An 18472-nucleotide genomic window follows, 5' to 3' on the forward strand; every position below is an offset into this window, starting at 1 on the left:
GATGGTTATTTCAGAATGGGTGGGTTGTCCGGATTGCTGCCGGGGGCTTCGCGGACCGCTTCGGCAATTTGCGGCTGGGGCAGATCAAACCGAAGGCCCACCTTGGCCAGAAGCGCGGCGGCGGCCTCGCTTGCGGTGAAAAACCCGACATCCATCGCGCCTGCCTCAATCCCGGAGAAGGTCAGCGCCTCGGACGCGGCCTTGGCCAAAGCGGGCTCGGCCCCCTCGATGGCATCGACAAATCCCAACAGATGGCCCTGCGCGCCCGATTTGGACTTGGTGGCAACCAGATAGGCCGCGCTTGCAAGTCCGCCTGCCGTCGCCAGTTTCGCATCCAGCGCGGTCAGCAGGGCCTGCGGCAGGCCGGCAGGGGGCAAAAACTCGGCAAGCTCTTCCTCGACCTTTTGCGGGCGGTGCTGCAACGTTTCAGCCAACCATTCCAGGGCTTCCGCCGGGACCAGCATCGAAGATGGCGCAGTCTCCAGGTTCAGACCAAGCCCGATGCCCTGCCCCGAAAGCATCCCCGAAAGCACCCGCCCCGACAGCGCCACATAAGGCACGGGCCGCCCGGCAAACTGCGCCAGCCGGTCCTCACGATCAAAGGCCAGAACAAAGCGCCCGTCAGCCACATCGAACAATTCGGGCGAGATATTCTCGTCCCGCGCTTCTTCGGTCAGCATCATAAACAGCTCGCTATCCGCAAGCCGTTCGAAGAAACGCAGACGAGCGGCATCACTTGTCGGGTCCGCCTGCATCGCGGCATGCGCAGTGTCCAACGCCGTGGATTCAATCATTCAGCACCTCTTGGACCCGTGCACGCAAAACAGGCAGCAGTTCAGCCTCGAACCACGGGTTTTTCTTCAACCATGCCGTATTGCGCCAGGACGGGTGAGGCAAGGCAAAGACCCGCGGCGCATGGTCCCGCCAGTTGCGGACGGTGTCCGTCACCGACCCGCGCGCGCCAAGATGAAACTTGTGTGCATGACCTCCGACCAACACGGTCAGCGGCACACGCCCCAGGTCCTGCATCACCCGGTCATGCCAGGTCTTGCGGCAAATCGCAGGTGGCGGAAGATCAGCATTGCGCGCATCATACCCCGGAAAGCAGAACGCCATCGGTACAATCGAAACACGGTCGCGATCGTAAAAAACCGTCTCATCAATCCCCAGCCAGTGCCGCAGCCTGTCGCCGGACGGGTCGGTGAAGGGCCGCCCCGACTCGTGCACACGGGCGCCCGGTGCCTGCCCCGCGACAAGGATCGGTGTTCCGGGGCGGAACCAGACCACCGGGCGCGGCTCGTGTGCGGTTTTTGTTTGCGCGAACCTGTCGGCACACAAGCGGCAGGCGCGGATTTCCTGACGTAAAGCGTTCATATGATCGTGAAGGCCCCTGCCCATCCCGTCTGTTGTCGGCTGCCAAAACAGATAATAACGACCTGACGCGGCACCAAGTGACCGATAACCTTTGCTGCAACCAATCAGACATTCATGCGCGCATCCGGACCGCATTGATCATTTGTTTCATAATTCGACATAATGTAGCCAACATGGGCCGGTAAAAAATACCTTTTCTGGCCGCCCGCAAGTGCGACAACACGAACGAAACGAGCAGCAGACCCCGAATGCTAGAATTCGACAACGTCAGCAAATCCTTCTGGACCGGAACGCGCCGCAAGGTGATTCTGGATCGGGTCTCGTTTCGGGTCGAACTGGGCACCTCACTGGGCGTTCTGGCCCCGAACGGAACCGGAAAAACCACGTTGATCAACATGATGGCCGGCCTGGAGAAACCCGACGAAGGCGTGGTCCGCCGCGAATGCCGGGTGTCCTTTCCCATGGGGTTCACCGGTGGCGTGTCGGGAAAACTGTCAGCGCTTGAGAACGCGCGCTACATCGCCAAGATCTACGGTATGGACCCCGACTATATCGAGGCCTATTGCAAATGGCTCTGCGGTCTGGGCGAATATTTCGACCAGCCCCTTGCCACTTACTCCTCTGGGATGAGGGCGCGTTTCACCTTTTCTTTGATGCTCGCGCTGGACTTTGACATGTATCTCATCGACGAAGGGATGCCGGCGACAACAGATGTCGAATTCAACGAAAAGGCAGGGGCGATCCTGAAGGAAAGGTTGCGCACGACGACTTTGGTAATCGTATCGCACAGCCCGTCCGTGTTGGAGAAATTCGCCCAGAAAGCGGCCGTACTTCTGGACGGGCAATTGTATATGTTTGACTCCTTGGAAGAGGCAAAGCAGCTGTATGACTACGAAACCCAAGGTTAGAAAATACAACTGGCGCCGCAGACGCCAGACGGAAAACTCGGCCGAGGCGCGATCGGACGCCATCTCGCGTATTCGCAACGCGACGCAAGGCCCTGCGGCCGCCGACGAAGCACAGCCCGGGACGCAGCTGGACGACATCAAGCGCGAAGGCCTGACGGGCCGTCAATTGCGTATCGCACGACGTCTGGCGCAGAAACATGGTCTGGCCGCGACGTCGGACTATGACGCGGTGCGATTGCTGCGCAAAAAGGGCATCGACCCCTTCCAGCGCACCAATCTTCTGGACCTTGCCGCCGCAAGGCCATCGGACGAGGGTGACAACCCCAAGGACAGGATCAACGTTCAACTGCCGCAGTCCATGGGTGCCGAGAAAACAAATCTGCCCGGTCCCGAGCTCAGCCCGGTTGAGCGGCGCAATTTTGAAATTGGCCAAATCCAAAAAGACATCGCCCGTCGTCGCAAGCGTAAATTGTTTGGACTGTTTGCGCGTCTGGCGGCCTTTGTGTTCTTGCCGACCTTCATTGTCGGCTTCTATTTCTATCGCATCGCCACGCCGATGTATGCTAGCGATTCCGAATTCCTGATCCTGCAAGCGGATGGCGGACCGGGCAATATCGGCGGTCTGCTTGCCGGCACGCAATTCGCCACCACACAGGATTCGATCTCGGTTCAGTCCTTTCTGGAATCGAAAGAAGCTTTGCTGTTGCTGGACCGCGATGCCGGGTTTTCTGATGTTTTCAAGCAGGAATGGATCGACCCGATTCAAAGACTGGCGCCAGACGCCTCGCTTGAAAACGCCTATAAGCTGTTCAAACGCATGATTACCATCGGCTATGACCCGACCGAAGGGGTCATTCGGATGGAGGTTGCCGCCCCCGACGCGCAAACATCGACCGAATTTTCCGAGCGCCTGATTTCTTATGCCGAAGACCGGGTGAACGCCTTGTCCGGAAAAAAACGCGAAGACCAGATGCGCGACGCGCTGCAAAGTTTCGAAGCGGCGCAGGAAGCGCGCAGGCAGGCTCAGGAAGAGTTGATCGAGCTTCAGCTTCAGGGCGCTGTTCTTGACCCCGAAAACGTCATTGCCAGCCTGCGTGCCCGCATCAACGAAATTGAAATACTGGTTCAGGACAAAGAGCTTGAGCTCGCCGCGCTTCAGGACAACCTGCGCCCGAACAAGGCAAAAGTTGATGGCGTCAAGGCAGATATCACCCGTCTGGAAAAGGTTCTCAAAGAACTGAATGCCGAGATGCAGGATGCCTCGGACGGCGAAAACTCGCTGGCGCGGCTGAGCGTGCGTATCCAAATCGCGCAGGCGGACCTGGCGGCGCGTGACATGATGCTGCAAACGGCAATGCAGCAAATGGAATCGACCCGGTCAGAAGCCAACCGGCAGGTGCGCTATCTGACCGTCTCGGTCAACCCGGTTCCCAGTCAGGAACCCAGCTATCCGCGCAAGTTCGAAAATACGATTTTGGCATTCCTGTTGTTTGCTGGTATCTACCTGATGATCTCGCTTACCGCGTCGGTCCTTCGTGAACAGGTATCCTCATAAAACTCATGAAACATGTTAAAATCTCCGACCTGACAGTCGGCAACAACCTTCCACTGACCATCATAGCTGGGCCATGTCAGCTTGAAACGGCAGACCATGCGCAGATGATTGCGGGCAAGATGAAAGAAGCCTGCGATGCAGCCGGTGCGCAATATGTCTTCAAGGCGTCTTATGACAAGGCGAACCGGACATCTCTGTCGGGCAAGCGTGGCATGGGCATTGATGCGGGGCTGAAGGTACTGGATGACATCCGCAAAACGATGGGCATCCCGGTTCTGACCGATGTTCATACCGAAGCGCAATGCGCCATCGCAGCCGAGGCGGTGGACGTTCTGCAAATTCCGGCATTCCTGTGCCGTCAGACCGACATGCTGCTGGCGGCCGGTAACACCGGAAAAGCGGTCAATGTGAAAAAGGGGCAATTCCTTGCACCTTGGGAAATGACCAACATCGTCGACAAAATCGAAAGCACCGGGAATCAGAATATCCTGCTGACCGAACGTGGCACCTCATTTGGCTACAACACGCTGGTTGCCGATATGCGAGCGCTGCCCCAAATGGCGAAGACCGGGTATCCGGTGGTGATGGACGCCACCCATTCCGTGCAGCAACCCGGAGGCAAGGGCGGGTCTTCGGGCGGACAACGCGAATTTGCACCGGTGATGGCGCGCGCCGCGGTTTCTCTGGGTGTCGGGGCCGTGTTCATTGAAACCCATCAGGATCCGGACTCGGCCCCATCGGACGGGCCAAATATGATCCCGCTCGATCAGATGCCCCAACTTGTTGACACATTGATGCAATTTGATGCGCTTGCTAAAGAGAATCCGATTCAGATTTAACGATTGAGATTTCTTATGATCAAACCCCTCACCGAGGTAACACCCAACAGCTGGACCTTTCTGCGCGACGCGATGATCACGCCCACCGGGTTCCGTGAATACGATGCCCGTTGGAAATATCCTGAAGAGATCAACCTGCCCGGCATGACCGCGCTTGGGCTGGGACTTGGCACACAGATGCACAGGCGCGGGATAGAGCCTGTGATCGCGGTCGGAAACGACTATCGCGATTATTCACTGGCGATCAAAAATGCCCTGATGCTGGGCCTGATGCAGGCTGGTATCCGCGTCAAAGACATCGGCCCTGCGCTCAGCCCCATGGCCTATTTTGCGCAGTTCCATCTGGATGTGCCTGCGGTGGCCATGGTCACCGCCAGCCACAACCCGAACGGCTGGACCGGGGTCAAAATGGGTTTTGACCGCCCGCTGACCCATGGCCCGGATGAGATGTCGGAACTGCGTGACATCGTACTGAACGGCGAGGGCGTCGCGCGCGAAGGCGGCTCGTACGAGTTCGTCGATGGCGTCAAACAGGCCTATATCGACGACCTGGTCGGGGATTTCAAAATGTCCCGTCCACTGAAAGTGGTCTGCGCGACCGGGAATGGTACGGCTTCGGCCTTTGCGCCAGAGATTTTCGAACGGATCGGGGTTGAGGTCGTGCCCAGCCATAACCGGCTGGACTATACCTTCCCCAACTACAACCCGAACCCGGAAGCCATGGAGATGCTGCACGACATGGCCGCCACGGTGAAATCCAGCGGTGCCGATCTGGCGTTGGGGTTTGACGGTGACGGAGACCGCTGCGGCGTCGTCGATGATGAGGGTGAGGAGATTTTTGCCGACAAGGTTGGCGTCATCATGGCCCGCGACCTGGCCAAGCTTCACCCCGGATCGACCTTTGTTGCGGATGTGAAATCCACCGGTCTGTTCGCCAGCGACCCCGAGTTGCAGGCCCTGGGCGTCAAAGCCGATTACTGGAAGACCGGCCACAGCCACATGAAGCGCCGCGTCAAGGAAATCGGGGCACTGGCAGGGTTCGAAAAATCAGGCCACTACTTTTTGGCCGAACCGATCGGGCGTGGATACGACTGCGGGATGCGTGTCGCAGTCGAAATCTGCAAACTGATGGACCGCAACCCGGGCAAGAGCATGTCGGACCTGCGCAAGGCCCTGCCCAAGACCTGGTCCACGCCCACGATGTCACCCCACGCCGCCGATACCCAGAAATATGATATCCTTCAGCGGCTGGTCGACAAGCTGGTCGCCAAGGGAGATGCGGGCGAAACACTCGCAGGCCGCGCAATCAAAGAAGTGGTTACGGTGAACGGCGCACGTGTGATTCTGGACAACGGCAGCTGGGGTCTGGTGCGGGCTTCGTCCAATACCCCCAATCTGGTCGTCGTCTGTGAAAGCAGCGAAAGCGAGGCTGAGATGCGCGCCATCTTCGCGGACATTGACGCCGTCATCCGAACCGAGCCCGGTGTCGGCGATTACGACCAAACCATCTGAAAACAACTGCTTGGGGCATATCCCGATGCCCCAAGCACGATGGTTGCTCAGTCGCCGCCGAATAATTTGAGCAGACCTTTTTTTGCCTCTTCTTCAAGCTTGTTCTTGATGGCGTCTTCGATCTGGTCACTGTCGGTGATCGTCGTATCCAATTCGTTTCCGACCTTTTCAAAAACCTTCTGTTTGGCGTCGTCTTCCAGTTCTTTGACCTTCACATCCGCCGCCGCCTCGATCACCTTGGTCAGGTCCGGCTTGATCGACGGGTCGCTCCAGGGGCCTTTGATGCGAACGGGAACCGATATCCCCTGCCCGGAATTGGCCCGCAGCGCCACGGGCGTGAACAGATAGTCGATGTTGCGAGCCCCCAGATCCACGGTGCCGGTGCCATCTGCGCGGAAATTCTTCAGTGACATGAGCAGATCGCTGTTCGTCAACACGCCCTGGTCGATGGTGAAACTGGCCGTCAGGCTGTTGAACACGGTGGTTCCGCCTGATCCGGTACCCTGCCCCATCAATCGGTCCAGATCGAGCCCGGAAATCACTCCGGGACCGACATCCAGGTTTCCCTTGCCGCTGAGGGACCGCATGATCTGATCCTCTGACTGGCCGACACCCAGAAACTCAAACGCTCCCGCAGCGGTTCCCGACAGGCGTTTGACCCCGGCCATCGTGGTCAGTGCCTGTTTCAGATCGATCCCGGTGGCGGTCACGTTGCCGCCCACAGACAGACCGTTGCGGTTGTTGGCCACCACCTGACCGTGCAACTGACCCGCAAACAGCGTGGCCGGGTGCATTTCCAGAACGGCCCGCGACTGATCCAGCGACAGGGTCAGATCGCTTTTGCCGAACGTCATCCCGGACACGGCGATCGAGTTCGCCGTCAGGCGGATCTTACCATTCGCTAGCGCCAGAGCGGATGCGTCAATAGGGGCCGTCGACCACCCCTCAGGTGCAGGAGCGTTTGCCTGAGACGTGCCGCCTGAGGCAGAAGCAGTTTCGGAAATCCGCGACAGATCCAGATCACCGGCTTCCAGACGGGCCACGATACGCGGCGGGTCCGAAATGGTGATATCCGCCTCACCCACGAACCGGTTGTCATCCAATTGCGCAACCATGTTCCGCATGGAAACCCGCCCATCCTGCGTATACGTCATATGCGCTGAAATGTCGGCAGTCTCGCCCAATCCGGGCGGTACGGATGTGCCAGCCTGACCGAAGGCGGCAAGCATCCCTTCAGTGTCACGCGTTACGACCTTGGTGGTTCCATCCATTTCACCCGCAAGATTGACGCGCCCGTCAAATCCGATCTCTCCGCCCGGGGCCGTCAAAGCCAATTCCAGATCAGTCACTGACCCGGCGGCAAATGCCGGCAAGTCCGGGATTTTCAGGTCAACCTGAACCGCACCTCCGGGCACTGGCATGGCGGCCTCCATCACCAACGGGGCCGCCACCTCGGGCCAGCTCGCAGATAGTGTCACGCCCGAGAAATCCATCTGCGTCGAACCGTTTTCCACGTAAATCAGCCGTGCATTCGTCAGTTCCAGCTGATCCAGCGTGACCTGCCCCGAATGCTCAGCGGGCGTCGTGCCCCCGGTCGCGACCGCAGTTGTCGCGGTTGTCTGGGCGCTCAATTCCCAATTGCCGCGACCATCGGATCGTTCCAGCCGCAACACGGGATTGTCTGCAAAAACACGTTTGATCCGCAAATCCCCGTTCAACAGCCCGGCAGCGTCCACTCCGACAGCCAGGCTATCCGCGCTGAGCATCGGCTCCGGTCCGGCCCAGCTTGCGTTGCCGAAACGTACCGGCCCGGTTTCCATCCCGACCACCGGCCAGAAGGAAATGCGCACATCACCGGTCAGCGTCAGATCACGGCCGGTCTGGGCTTTGACCTGCTCGGCCAGAATCGCGGCAAGCTTTTCCCCCGGCATCAGCAACAGCGCGCCGATGATCAACGCGATCACGGCGACAACGATAAACAGGATGCGCATCAGCCATTTCATTTTCTGCTCTCCGCCTTTTGGCTTGTCATTGCCGTGATCATTCAAATCACGCATCACATTTGCAAGGGGAAGCTTTCCCGACTATATGCCGCGCATGACGACAAACCCTCCGAACCTCCGCCCCGACCTGGCGCCTTCTGCCCGGATCACCGAGACACCCCAATCGAACCAGCCAACCATCGGCATGGTGTCTTTGGGCTGCCCGAAGGCGTTGGTCGACAGTGAACGCATTCTGACCCGACTACGTGCCGAAGGATACGGCATTTCGCCAGATTATGCCGGGGCCGATGCCGTCATTGTGAACACCTGCGGGTTCCTCGACAGCGCCAAAGCGGAATCGCTGGACGCGATCGGAGAGGCGCTGGTGGAAAACGGCAAGGTCATCGTGACCGGCTGTTTGGGGGCCGAGCCGGATTACATTCGCGAGCATCACCCTCGCATCATGGCTGTCACAGGCCCACACCAATACGAGCAGGTGCTGGATGCGGTGCACGCCGCCGTGCCCCCCGATCCTGATCCGTTCGTGGACCTGTTGCCCGCCAGCAGTGTGCAGTTGACGCCGCGCCACTACAGCTATCTGAAAATTTCCGAGGGCTGCAACCACAAGTGCAAGTTCTGCATCATCCCCGACATGCGCGGAAAACTGGCCAGTCGCCCGGCGCATGCGGTTCTGCGCGAGGCGGAAAAACTGGTGCAAAACGGCGTGCGCGAATTGCTGGTCATCAGCCAGGACACTTCGGCCTATGGGCTGGACCGGAAATACGACATCAACCCGTGGAAAGACGGTGAAGTGCGCAGCCATATCACCGATCTGGCGCGCGAGCTGGGGCAGCTCGATGCCTGGGTGCGGCTGCACTATGTGTACCCTTATCCGCATGTGCGGGACCTGATCCCACTGATGGCGGATGCCGGGTGCAACGTGCTGCCTTATCTGGATATCCCGTTTCAACACGCCCACCCGGATGTGCTAAAACGCATGGCCCGCCCGGCCGCGTCGGCCAGAACGTTGGATGAAATCAAGGCCTGGCGCGCGATCTGCCCGGATATCACCCTGCGGTCGACCTTTATCGTCGGCTATCCGGGTGAGACGGAGTCGGAATTCCAGACCCTGCTGGACTGGATGGACGAGGCTCAACTGGATCGGGTCGGGTGTTTTCAGTATGAAAACGTCGATGGCGCGCGGTCAAATGACCTGCCCGATCACGTTCCGGCCGAAATCAAGCAAGAACGCTGGGATCGCTTCATGGAAAAGGCACAGGCGATCTCGGAGGCCAAGTTGCGGGCGAAGGTCGGACAGACGCTTGAGGTGATCGTGGACGAGGTCGACGACGAGGCCGCCACCTGCCGCACCAAAGCAGACGCGCCCGAGATCGACGGTAACCTGTTCATCGATGAGGGGTTCGAAAACCTCAGGCCCGGTGACATCGTCACGGTCGAAGTGGACGAGGCCGGAGAATACGATTTGTGGGGCAAACCCGTCTAAGGTCTGACACCGCGTCGAGCACACGGCATATGGGCAAAGCGTGAACCGAGTTTATTGGCCGAACACGCGGTCAGACCCGATCTTGGACTGAAAGCCAATCATGGAGGTTTTCATGTCTAGTATCTTCAAGCTTGGCCTGAATTGCGTGGTTTTCCTGATGGCCGCGCATTTCGTGGCCACTCCCGGTTACGCCCAGCCTACACAGGTCGGCTCTGCCGGATTCATTACGGTTGGCGGCAAACACCTGAGCTTTCAGAAAAACGGCCATCACAAGATAAACTGGTATTACGTGGCCCCGAAGGCCAGGTCACATGCCAAGCGGCCCAAGGCGCATATCAAAAAGCCGGCCCCGGTTTATCGATACACCGCCCCCAAACGGCGTGTCATCGGGCATATCCCCTACGGGTCGGTCAAGCGACAGAAATTCAAGTCATTCAAGTTCAAGCATACCTACGGCTTCAAAAGGCACTAAACAGGGTTCACGCAACGCGAAGAACGCAACCTGTCCGATAGCCGAGAAATCGCAGGCAAGAAAAAACCGCCACAACTGGTGGCGGTTTTTCCCGAAAGCGTACAGGCGGTCCGGGTCCGGGCCGCCTGCGAATGGCTTACTGAGTGATTGGGTCACAGACCGTTTGGCCAGCCTCGGTTGTGGCCAATTGATAACCACCTGGACAGCTGGGTGTGCCGGCTTTGTCATAGCTGGGCTGAACGTAAACAGGTGTCGGTTCTTCCTGCTGCGCACAGGCAGTCAGGATCAGTGCAAATGCGCCAACGGCAGCGAGTTTCAGTTTCATGTCCGTCAATCCTTTATTACTTTTCTGATATTGCCCAGCTTTTCGGGGCCAGGTTAAGAATACGGGCTGAACGACAATCTGGCAACTGAATCGATCACGTCTTCGTGAGTCACAGCGAATCCATGCCAATCCAATGGCGCAATGACGTTCTTTGAGGCGTAAAACCTATCCTTCTGACTCCGGCGCCCTAAACTGTTGCAGCGAATTCATCCAAAGACGGAGAAGCCATATGTCAAACGCACCCATCATTGCCCGAAAATCGCCTTTTCCGGTCGAGGTCGTCGAAGGGAAAACCTATTTCTGGTGCGCCTGCGGCAAATCCAGCCGCCAGCCGTTTTGCGACGGATCGCACAAAGGCACCGGGTTAGAGCCTGTGAAATATACTGCGGAAAACAGCAAAAAGGTCTTCTTTTGTGGGTGCAAGCAAAGCTCGAAACCGCCTTTGTGCGACGGAACGCACAACGGGCTTTGATCAGGTTTTCAGCCCATTCAGTATCTCGGCATTGGGGCAAAAATCCGGGGCAGTGGTCGCTGTGCCCTGTTGCCGGGCAAGCCAAAACTCGCATTGTACGTCACATCCGGCAGCACGGCACCGCGTGACAAGCTCGGCGTATTTTTCAGGTGAAAGACGTCCTTCGGCCATCGCTTCGGTCATTGAAATGCCCATACAGCGTGACACCGAGCGCGTAAGCCAAAAGTGCTTTTCGATTTCCCCCAACGTGACCTGAGACATCAAGCGTTCTCCACCTGCTTGGTTTTGAGGGCAGTAAAGTACTTGCGATTCGGGCATGTCGTCGGTGCCTGTTCAACCTGCTCGCGCCGTTCCAACCATTCCGGGCAGTCCCTGGCCCAGGAACAGCCGCGACACTGCTGCACGATTTCAGCCCATTCTTGCTGTTTCAGATGACCTTTCCGATAGGCCGCAGCCAAATCGGTTCCGGTTGTTTGCCCCATACGCAACACCAAGCGCAGATGGGTCATGATTTCGCCCAGATGTGTCATGGCAGACCTTTGTGTCAAGGCAGGAGATTGTGAAGCAATTCCTGATTTCGGCAGTATTCGGGCGTCCGCCGGGCAGATCCGGGATTGTTCAGCAAACTCTTGCAGTGATCTGGGTTCGGGCAGTCGGTACAGCGCAAAACAGCATCAGAAATCTGGTCCACGGAAACGGACCCGTCAATGGCGGCTTCCTCAAGATCAATGTCCAGCATTCTGGCCATATCGTCCACCAATCCGGCATGCAGCCGCAGGGTCTCGTGGGAGGGCATGCTGTTTCCTTTCGCTTTCACGCTGTGTCCAAAGGGTAGCGCATCTGCGAAGGCAAACTTTGACTCAGGTCAAGATTGGACGCCGATGTGATCCAGATAGGCTCGCGTGGCATCCTGAACACGGCGAAAGCGGTCCCCGCCCAGTTTCTTGCCGCCATACCAGCGCGTCACGATTATTACGTGATTTTTCAGCCCGGCGCGTTCGATCATCCGAAGGATCACCATGCCCGCGCCGCTTTCCCCATCATCAGCTTTCAACGCGCCGGTCGGCAAAGCCGCAGCCCAGGTGTTGTGGGTGGCCTTGGCATAGCTCTTGTCGGATTTCAAATCGTTCAGAACGGCATCGATTTCAGCCCGCGTCGTGACCTGCGCCCCGGACACCGCGTATTTCGAGCCGCGATCCGTCATGACAACACCCAAGCATGTAAGTTCGGTCATTGGGACAAACCCAATTGCTCTGCTGTTTCCCGCACGATCTGCACACGTTGTGCATTTGGTGGGTGGGTTCCCAAAAACCTGTCACCAGGATCCGGGATGCGATCAAAGAATCTTGCCCCGACCAACGGATTGTATCCCGCATTATACGTGATGATGGTTCCCAACTGGTCTGCCTCCAGCTCAAAGTCTTTCACATAAGCCTGAACGCCAACCTGGGCGCCCAGCTTTTGTGCCTCTTCAATGGCGGCGGCATCCCCGCCGCGCAACTCTGCCACCCGCCCGAACTCAGCCGCACTGGCGCTGGCGATTTCACTCTGCCTGCCGATATGCCCCAACACGTGGTGAGCTGCTTCATGCCCCATGACAAACGCCAGTTCATCCGCGTTCTGGGTGGATTCGATCATCGAGCGGGTGAATATGATCACCGGCTGCTTGTTTTCGTCCAGCGTCTGGAATGCATTGACCGAAGCCTGAGGGTTCAGGTCGACAAGAATCCGAAAGTCGCAATTCTGCCCGGTCGTCTGTTTCAGACACTGGCTGCGGGCTTCCGCTCCAACAGCGCGACTGACCTCTCGGAAGGTTTGCACCATCGGTTCGGCCTCTGGCTCGTCCCCCAGCCATTCCTCGGCGGGTTGGACGCGCAAGGCCCCCCCTCCACATGCCGCAAGCAGCAGGGACAGCAATAAAACAAACCATCTGTGCATGTCATATCCTTTGAGACCGAATGGCCGTGATTTCAACATAGTACGCCCGTGCCGGCGAAACCACACCACCGGTTCAACGAACGGCTTGCATTGCGCCCCAGCGGCTTGCACTCTGGCCTCATGTTTACGATTGAGCATGAATTCGACTCGACGGTCATTACGCTTGTGGACGAAGGTGAACAACCTTTGCAGGAAGATGTGGTGATCAACAATTTCGCGGAATGCGTCACGCTGGAACAACTTGATCCCCGCACCGATCAAATACAGAAGATCACGTTGTCACCCGAGCAGGTGCGGGATCTGGCGGCCGCGCTGGATCTGCCCGAAGGTGTTTATCAAATTCGCGAAACCGGACCTCAGGGGTCATAGGAAAACAGCTTGATCCGTGCGGCTGGCCCCTGCTTCAGCGTCAGGGTCGAGGGCGCGACGCCAAGACATTCTGCAAGCAGCAACTGCACGGCCCTGTTGGCCTTGCCGTTTTCCGGCGGGGCCGTAACGGATACCTTGATCTGCCCGTCTTCGACGCTCACCCGATCGCGGGCCGCCTTGGGCGTCACCTTCAGTTTGAACACGGCCCCGGCCTGCGCCATTGCGCTGAGATCCGGCAGATCGCGCAGTTTGGTTTTCGCCATTGTCTCCTCTTTTTTCTCAAAGTCTTGCACGAAGCACGTCGTAATGAAATTGATCCACGCAATCCATTGGCGTGCCCTTGAAACGGGCAGAATACCGACCAAGATACAGAGTCCCGATGTAAAGGAAGTTAACATATGTCCCTGAAAAACCCCGCTGCTCTGGTGTTTTTGCAGTCGCGCCGGTCCCGGCCGGCCAAGACACTGGTTGCTCCGGCCCCAACCCGGAAAGAGTTGCTGCCGTTGCTGACGGCCGCAGCCCGCAGCCCTGATCACGGCAAACTGGAGCCCTGGCGATTTATCGTTCTGGAAAAGGGCGCCATGTCACGCCTGGCGACCCTGACCGAGGCCTGCGGACAAAGGCTGAACAAGAGCCCGGAAGACATCGCCAAAGCGCGCAGCCAGTTCGATATGGGGCATCTGGCCGTCGCGGTCATCGAGGTTCGCAAACAATCCGAAAAGATTCCGGCCATCGAACAATCCTACTCTGCTGGCGCGGTCTGTCTGGCGCTGCTGAATGCCGCGCTGGCTGCGGGCTGGGGCGCCAATTGGCTGTCGGGTTGGCAAACACATGATCGCGAATTCTGTGTCGATGCTTTCGGGCTTGCCGAAAACGAACGCGTGGCCGGTTTGATTCATATCGCCACCGAGGGAGCGACCCCGCCGGAACGCCCGCGGCCCAACGTGGCCGCGTTGACAGAGTGGGTTTCGGAATGATCATCCTGAACGCCTTTTTCAGCGCACTTGGCCAGACCGGAGACCCCAGGTTTCGCGCCGTATTGCTGCGCGGCGTGGGCCTGACCATTCTGCTGCTGGTTCTGGCCTGTGCAGGTGCGATTTGGTTGATCAACTGGCTGTCCGGCAGCGAAATCTCACTGCCGTTTGTGGGAGCTGTGCCGTGGCTGAACGACGTTCTGAACTATTCCGGTATCGTGCTCGTTCTGATCCTGCCCGTTTTCCTGATGGTGCCGGTCGCGTCGGCCATCACCTCGATCTTTCTGGACGAGGTGGCCCAGGCGGTTGAGGACAAACATTTTCCGACATTGCCGCCCGCACGGCGCATCCCGGTGTCAGAGGCGCTTATGGACGGTCTCAGCTTCCTTGGCCTTCTGATTGTGGCAAACCTGCTGGCGCTGATCCTCTATGCGATTTTCACCCCGCTTGCGCCTTTCATCTTCTGGGCGATGAACGGATTTTTGCTGGGGCGTGAATATTTTACCCTTGCCGCGATGCGAAGGATCGGGCGCGACGGCGCGCGCAAACTGCGGGCCAAACATTCAACGACGATCTGGGTGGCGGGCACACTGATGGCCATTCCGCTTTCAGTGCCGCTGGTGAACCTCGTGATCCCGATCATCGGGGCCGCCACGTTCACCCATATCTATCATGCCTTGTCAGGCCAAAAGGCCTGACGGGGATTACCTTGGCTCCAACTGGTTCAGCCAATCGAAATCCCGCACCGAGATCACGCCCGACAGGATGATCCCGGCGATGATCGCCCACAGAACCACAGAGATACCGGTGGTGATCCACATCTTTCTTTTCATGTGATGCACTTCCGGCGCGCCCGCATGCGTGCCGGGAACGATGTCGCCCAGATCGCCCTGGGTTTTGATGCGAATGGGCAGCACCACCAATAACGTCATGAACCAGATGACGGCGAACAACACCAGCGCGGCAGTAATGGTCATTTCAGGCCCTCCGGGGCTGGGGGGTTATACCTGCTCCAGCTCGACCAGGCAGCCGTTGAAATCCTTGGGGTGCAGAAACAGAACCGGTTTGCCATGCGCACCGATCTTGGGCTCACCTGATCCCAGAACCCGGGCTCCGGTCGCTTTCAGATGATCACGGGCCGCGATGATATCCTCGACCTCGTAACATACATGGTGGATGCCGCCGGCCGGGTTCTTTTCCAAGAACCCGTTGATCGGGCTGTCGTCACCCAGTGGATACAGAAGTTCGATCTTGGTGTTGGGCAGTTCGATGAACACGACCGTGACACCATGATCCGGCTCGTCCTGCGGCGCGCCGACTTTGGCGCCCAGCGCGTTGCGGTATTGCTCAGACGCCGCCTCAAGATCCGGTACGGCGATGGCGACGTGGTTCAGACGTCCAATCATGTCTCACTCCTGCTGTCCTGCGTTGCATGGGTTATGGGGGCTGATCCGCCAAAGGACAAGTGCGCCAAATCGCGCGTTAACGTCGTGTTAGCCAGAAGTTCCTAGCGTGAAGCATCTGCTGCATAGGAGAGCTGCCATGGACGATTCGGGCCTACTTGCCACCACCGCCGCCGCGCCTACCGCGACTCGACCCTTGCTGGGTCAGACCATATTGGTTGTCGAAGACAGCCGGTACGCTTGCGATGCCATCCGCCTGATGTGCCTGCACAGCGGCGCGCGCATTCGCCGTGCGGATTGCCTGAAATCGGCCCGAAGGCACCTACAGATCTATCGGCCTTCGGTTATCCTGGTCGATATGGGCCTGCCGGACGGTTCCGGCGCCGACCTGATCGCCGAATTGGCCGAGGCCACGCCCCGTATCAGTGTCATCATGGGCCTTTCGGGCGATGACGGCAGCGAAGACATGGCTCTTGCGGCCGGCGCGGATGGTTTTTTGTCCAAGCCGCTAAAATCAATGTCCCATTTTCAGAAATCCATTCTGGAACGCCTGCCAGAGGACCGGCGCCCCAGCGGGCTTCATGCCGTGCGCGATGAAATCATCCGCCCGGACCCTCTGGCCTATCAGGACGACATGGCCCATATCGCCGATGTGCTCGCAGGTCCCAACGATCACCGTACATTGGACTACGCCGCACAGTTCCTGCACGGCGTCGCGCGCGAAGCAAATGACAGGCCCTTGGCGGAAGCAGCGCGAAAGCTGGCATTGTCACGCGCGAATGGGACGCCGATCATGGCGCAGGCGGCGCAGGTTGCCGGGATGGTGCAGAACCGACTGGAACAGCGAGAGGCGATTTGAAATGGTGACAGCGTATTTCATCACTGCAACCCTTTTGTGCATCTGGCTGTACCGCCAAACACGGCAGGCCGCGCGTTCCATCCGCGTCAACCGAACCAATCTGAAAGACCCGCTGGACTGACACAGACTGCCTGCGTGCAAAAAAACCGCCCGCGACAAGCGGGCGGTTTTTTTACTGGTCCTGAGGGATAATGCGAAGACCCAGCTCCATCAACTGATCCGAGGTCGGGTCCGAAGGTGCGTCCATCATCAGATCTTCGGCTCGCTGGTTCATCGGGAACATCATGACTTCGCGGATATTGGCCTCATCTGCCAACAGCATCACGATCCGGTCGATACCAGCCGCGCATCCACCGTGTGGCGGGGCGCCGTAGTGGAAGGCATTGAACAGGGCACCAAAGCGGGATTTCACTTCATCCTCGCCATAGCCCGCCAGTTCAAAGGCCTTCAGCATGATTTCCGGCTTGTGGTTCCGGATCGCGCCTGAAACCAGCTCGTACCCGTTGCACGCCAGATCATACTGGTAGCCGCGCACATCCAGCGGGTTGCCCTGCAACGCCTCCATACCGCCCTGCGGCATCGAAAACGGGTTGTGTTCGAAATCGATCGCGCCGGTTTCCTCGTCTTGCTCATAGATCGGGAAATCGACGATCCAGGCAAAGGCAAAACGGTCTTTTTCGGTCAGGTTCAATTCCTCACCGATCACGTCACGCGCCTTGCCGGCAACCTTTTCAAAGGCTTTTGGCTTGCCGCCCAGGAAAAACGCCGCATCGCCAACGCCCAGACCCAGTTGCTGACGGATTGCCTCGGTGCGCTCGGGGCCGATGTTCTTGGCCAGCGGTCCCGCAGCCTCCATCCCCTGACCCTGATCGCGCCAGAAGATATAGCCCATGCCCGGCAGACCTTCCTTCTGGGCAAAGGTGTTCATGCGATCGCAGAACTTGCGGCTGCCGCCGCCCGGCGCGGGGATCGCGCGGATCTCGGTGCCTTCCTGTTCAAGCAGCTTGGCGAAGATCGCGAAACCGGAACCGCGGAAGTGGTCGGATACAACCTGCATCTTGATGGGGTTCCGCAGGTCCGGCTTGTCGGTGCCGTACCACAGCGCCGCGTCCTTGTACGAGATCTGCGGCCAGTGCTGATCGACCTTGCGGCCACCGCCAAACTCTTCGAACACGCCGGTCAGAACGGGCTGGATCGTGTCGAACACGTCCTGCTGTTCAACAAAGGACATCTCGAGGTCGAGCTGATAGAAATCGGTGGGCGAGCGGTCGGCGCGCGGGTCTTCGTCACGGAAGCATGGTGCAATCTGGAAGTATTTGTCGAAGCCCGACACCATGATCAGCTGTTTGAACTGCTGAGGTGCCTGTGGCAGCGCGTAGAATTTGCCCGGGTGCAGACGCGACGGCACTAGGAAGTCACGCGCGCCTTCGGGCGACGAGGCGGTGATGATCGGCGTCTGATACTCGCGAAAGCCCTGATCCCACATACGCTTGCGCATGGAGGCTACCACGTCCGAGCGCAGGGTCATGTTCCGCTGCATCGCCTCGCGGCGCAGGTCCAGATAGCGATAGCGCAGACGCGTTTCCTCGGGGTATTCCTGATCGCCGAAGACCATCAGCGGCAATTCGTCGGCGGCCCCCAGAACTTCCAGTTCGCGCACGTAAACCTCGATCTCGCCGGTGGGCAGTTTCGGGTTCACCAAGTCCGGGTCACGGGCTTTGACGGTGCCGTCGATACGGATGCACCATTCGGACCGCACCTTTTCCAGCTCGGCAAAGGCGGCGCTGTCGCCGTCGCACAAGATCTGGGTTACACCGAAATGGTCGCGGAGATCGATGAACAGCACGCCCCCATGATCTCGAACCCGATGCACCCAACCGGACAGGCGAACGGTTTCTCCGACATTGGCGGCGGTCAAGGCGGCGCAGGTGTGGCTGCGATAGGCGTGCATGGAATATCCCTTCGGGCGCAGAATTAGTCGCGCCG

Annotated in this window: 24 protein-coding genes; 11 read left to right on the forward strand and 13 right to left on the reverse strand. The window is 58.7% G+C overall.

Annotation, left to right across the window (positions count from 1 at the left end; all coding sequences use genetic code 11):
- Positions 1-5: 5 nt before the first annotated feature.
- Both GS611_RS07715 and GS611_RS07720 read right to left on the reverse strand, forming a co-directional pair.
- Positions 6-794, reverse strand: coding sequence for an SseB family protein (locus tag GS611_RS07715; protein ID WP_171634324.1), 789 nt, complete (start codon positions 792-794; stop codon positions 6-8).
- Complete coding sequence (locus tag GS611_RS07720; RefSeq protein ID WP_171634328.1) at positions 787-1374, reverse strand: uracil-DNA glycosylase family protein; 588 nt, start codon at positions 1372-1374, stop codon at positions 787-789. Before GS611_RS07720 ends, GS611_RS07715 begins: the two co-directional genes overlap by 8 nt.
- Before the next feature lie 248 nt (positions 1375-1622).
- Between GS611_RS07720 and GS611_RS07725 the strand changes: the two genes are divergently transcribed.
- Genes GS611_RS07725 through GS611_RS07740 form a run of 4 tightly spaced genes read left to right on the forward strand, consistent with a single transcriptional unit; the run spans position 1623 to position 6188 of the window.
- Positions 1623-2282 carry an ABC transporter ATP-binding protein gene (locus tag GS611_RS07725; protein WP_152458943.1) on the forward strand — a complete coding sequence of 220 codons (660 nt, stop codon included), beginning with the start codon at positions 1623-1625 and terminating at the stop codon, positions 2280-2282.
- Entirely contained in the window at positions 2260-3837 is a 1578-nt protein-coding gene (locus GS611_RS07730; protein WP_171634331.1) for a capsule biosynthesis protein, read from the forward strand. Before GS611_RS07725 ends, GS611_RS07730 begins: the two co-directional genes overlap by 23 nt.
- Positions 3838-3842: 5 nt before the next feature.
- Positions 3843-4676 carry a 3-deoxy-8-phosphooctulonate synthase gene (gene kdsA / locus GS611_RS07735; RefSeq protein WP_171634335.1) on the forward strand — a complete coding sequence of 278 codons (834 nt, stop codon included), beginning with the start codon at positions 3843-3845 and terminating at the stop codon, positions 4674-4676.
- Between the two features lie 15 nt (positions 4677-4691).
- Positions 4692-6188, forward strand: a complete 1497-nt coding sequence (locus tag GS611_RS07740; RefSeq protein ID WP_171634338.1) for a phosphomannomutase/phosphoglucomutase — start codon at positions 4692-4694, stop codon at positions 6186-6188.
- A 47-nt stretch (positions 6189-6235) separates the two neighbouring features.
- Here the strand turns inward: GS611_RS07740 and GS611_RS07745 are convergent, their stop codons facing one another.
- Positions 6236-8245, reverse strand: coding sequence for an AsmA family protein (locus GS611_RS07745; protein ID WP_253284975.1), 2010 nt, complete (start codon positions 8243-8245; stop codon positions 6236-6238).
- A 40-nt stretch (positions 8246-8285) separates the two neighbouring features.
- Between GS611_RS07745 and rimO the strand changes: the two genes are divergently transcribed.
- Together rimO and GS611_RS07755 are read left to right on the forward strand one after the other, a co-directional pair.
- On the forward strand, positions 8286-9674 hold the full coding sequence (gene rimO / locus GS611_RS07750) for a 30S ribosomal protein S12 methylthiotransferase RimO (protein ID WP_171634341.1): 1389 nt from the start codon (positions 8286-8288) through the stop codon (positions 9672-9674).
- Between the two features lie 112 nt (positions 9675-9786).
- The gene (locus GS611_RS07755) at positions 9787-10146 is read left to right on the forward strand and encodes a hypothetical protein (RefSeq protein WP_171634344.1); all 360 of its coding nucleotides are present in this window, start codon (positions 9787-9789) and stop codon (positions 10144-10146) included.
- A 136-nt stretch (positions 10147-10282) separates the two neighbouring features.
- Here GS611_RS07755 and GS611_RS07760 read toward each other — a convergent pair whose 3' ends face one another.
- Positions 10283-10471, reverse strand: coding sequence for a hypothetical protein (locus tag GS611_RS07760; RefSeq protein ID WP_050604769.1), 189 nt, complete (start codon positions 10469-10471; stop codon positions 10283-10285).
- A gap of 229 nt (positions 10472-10700) precedes the next feature.
- On the opposite strand from GS611_RS07760, the gene GS611_RS07765 reads away from it, so the two are divergent.
- The gene (locus GS611_RS07765) at positions 10701-10943 is read left to right on the forward strand and encodes a CDGSH iron-sulfur domain-containing protein (RefSeq protein ID WP_171634349.1); all 243 of its coding nucleotides are present in this window, start codon (positions 10701-10703) and stop codon (positions 10941-10943) included.
- Here the strand turns inward: GS611_RS07765 and GS611_RS07770 are convergent, their stop codons facing one another.
- From GS611_RS07770 to GS611_RS07790, 5 genes are all read right to left on the reverse strand, one after another.
- On the reverse strand, positions 10944-11204 hold the full coding sequence (locus GS611_RS07770; protein WP_171634351.1) for a DUF6455 family protein: 261 nt from the start codon (positions 11202-11204) through the stop codon (positions 10944-10946).
- A complete protein-coding gene (locus GS611_RS07775) occupies positions 11204-11473 on the reverse strand; it encodes a DUF6455 family protein (RefSeq protein WP_171634354.1) in 270 nt (89 codons plus the stop codon). Before GS611_RS07775 ends, GS611_RS07770 begins: the two co-directional genes overlap by 1 nt.
- A 14-nt stretch (positions 11474-11487) precedes the next feature.
- Positions 11488-11739 (reverse strand): DUF6455 family protein, encoded by a 252-nt coding sequence (locus GS611_RS07780; protein WP_171634356.1) that lies wholly within the window; start codon positions 11737-11739, stop codon positions 11488-11490.
- Between the two features lie 69 nt (positions 11740-11808).
- On the reverse strand, positions 11809-12177 hold the full coding sequence (locus GS611_RS07785; protein ID WP_171206242.1) for a YigZ family protein: 369 nt from the start codon (positions 12175-12177) through the stop codon (positions 11809-11811).
- Entirely contained in the window at positions 12174-12881 is a 708-nt protein-coding gene (locus tag GS611_RS07790) for a M48 family metallopeptidase (RefSeq protein ID WP_171634361.1), read from the reverse strand. The genes GS611_RS07785 and GS611_RS07790 overlap by 4 nt, the downstream gene beginning before the upstream one ends.
- Positions 12882-13001: 120 nt before the next feature.
- Here GS611_RS07790 and GS611_RS07795 point away from each other — a divergent pair, with 120 nt between their 5' ends.
- The gene (locus GS611_RS07795) at positions 13002-13250 is read left to right on the forward strand and encodes a hypothetical protein (RefSeq protein WP_170346090.1); all 249 of its coding nucleotides are present in this window, start codon (positions 13002-13004) and stop codon (positions 13248-13250) included.
- On the opposite strand, the gene GS611_RS07800 is transcribed toward GS611_RS07795, so the two are convergent.
- Positions 13238-13513 carry a DUF167 domain-containing protein gene (locus GS611_RS07800; protein ID WP_171634363.1) on the reverse strand — a complete coding sequence of 92 codons (276 nt, stop codon included), beginning with the start codon at positions 13511-13513 and terminating at the stop codon, positions 13238-13240. The genes GS611_RS07795 and GS611_RS07800 overlap by 13 nt on opposite strands.
- A gap of 135 nt (positions 13514-13648) precedes the next feature.
- On the opposite strand from GS611_RS07800, the gene GS611_RS07805 reads away from it, so the two are divergent.
- Both GS611_RS07805 and GS611_RS07810 read left to right on the forward strand, forming a co-directional pair.
- Positions 13649-14227 (forward strand): nitroreductase family protein, encoded by a 579-nt coding sequence (locus tag GS611_RS07805; RefSeq protein WP_171634367.1) that lies wholly within the window; start codon positions 13649-13651, stop codon positions 14225-14227.
- On the forward strand, positions 14224-14922 hold the full coding sequence (locus GS611_RS07810; protein WP_171634371.1) for an EI24 domain-containing protein: 699 nt from the start codon (positions 14224-14226) through the stop codon (positions 14920-14922). Before GS611_RS07805 ends, GS611_RS07810 begins: the two co-directional genes overlap by 4 nt.
- A gap of 6 nt (positions 14923-14928) precedes the next feature.
- On the opposite strand, the gene GS611_RS07815 is transcribed toward GS611_RS07810, so the two are convergent.
- Complete coding sequence (locus GS611_RS07815; protein WP_117867937.1) at positions 14929-15201, reverse strand: DUF1467 family protein; 273 nt, start codon at positions 15199-15201, stop codon at positions 14929-14931.
- A 24-nt stretch (positions 15202-15225) separates the two neighbouring features.
- Positions 15226-15630, reverse strand: coding sequence for a methylmalonyl-CoA epimerase (gene mce / locus GS611_RS07820; protein ID WP_170346086.1), 405 nt, complete (start codon positions 15628-15630; stop codon positions 15226-15228).
- 136 nt (positions 15631-15766) lie between these two features.
- Between mce and GS611_RS07825 the strand changes: the two genes are divergently transcribed.
- On the forward strand, positions 15767-16486 hold the full coding sequence (locus GS611_RS07825; protein WP_171634374.1) for a response regulator: 720 nt from the start codon (positions 15767-15769) through the stop codon (positions 16484-16486).
- Positions 16487-16658: 172 nt separating this feature from the next.
- Here GS611_RS07825 and aspS read toward each other — a convergent pair whose 3' ends face one another.
- Complete coding sequence (aspS, locus tag GS611_RS07830; protein WP_171634377.1) at positions 16659-18437, reverse strand: aspartate--tRNA ligase; 1779 nt, start codon at positions 18435-18437, stop codon at positions 16659-16661.
- Positions 18438-18472 lie beyond the last annotated feature (35 nt).

This window comes from Ruegeria sp. HKCCD6119 (assembly GCF_013110585.1).
In the GTDB taxonomy this organism is placed as follows: domain Bacteria; phylum Pseudomonadota; class Alphaproteobacteria; order Rhodobacterales; family Rhodobacteraceae; genus Ruegeria.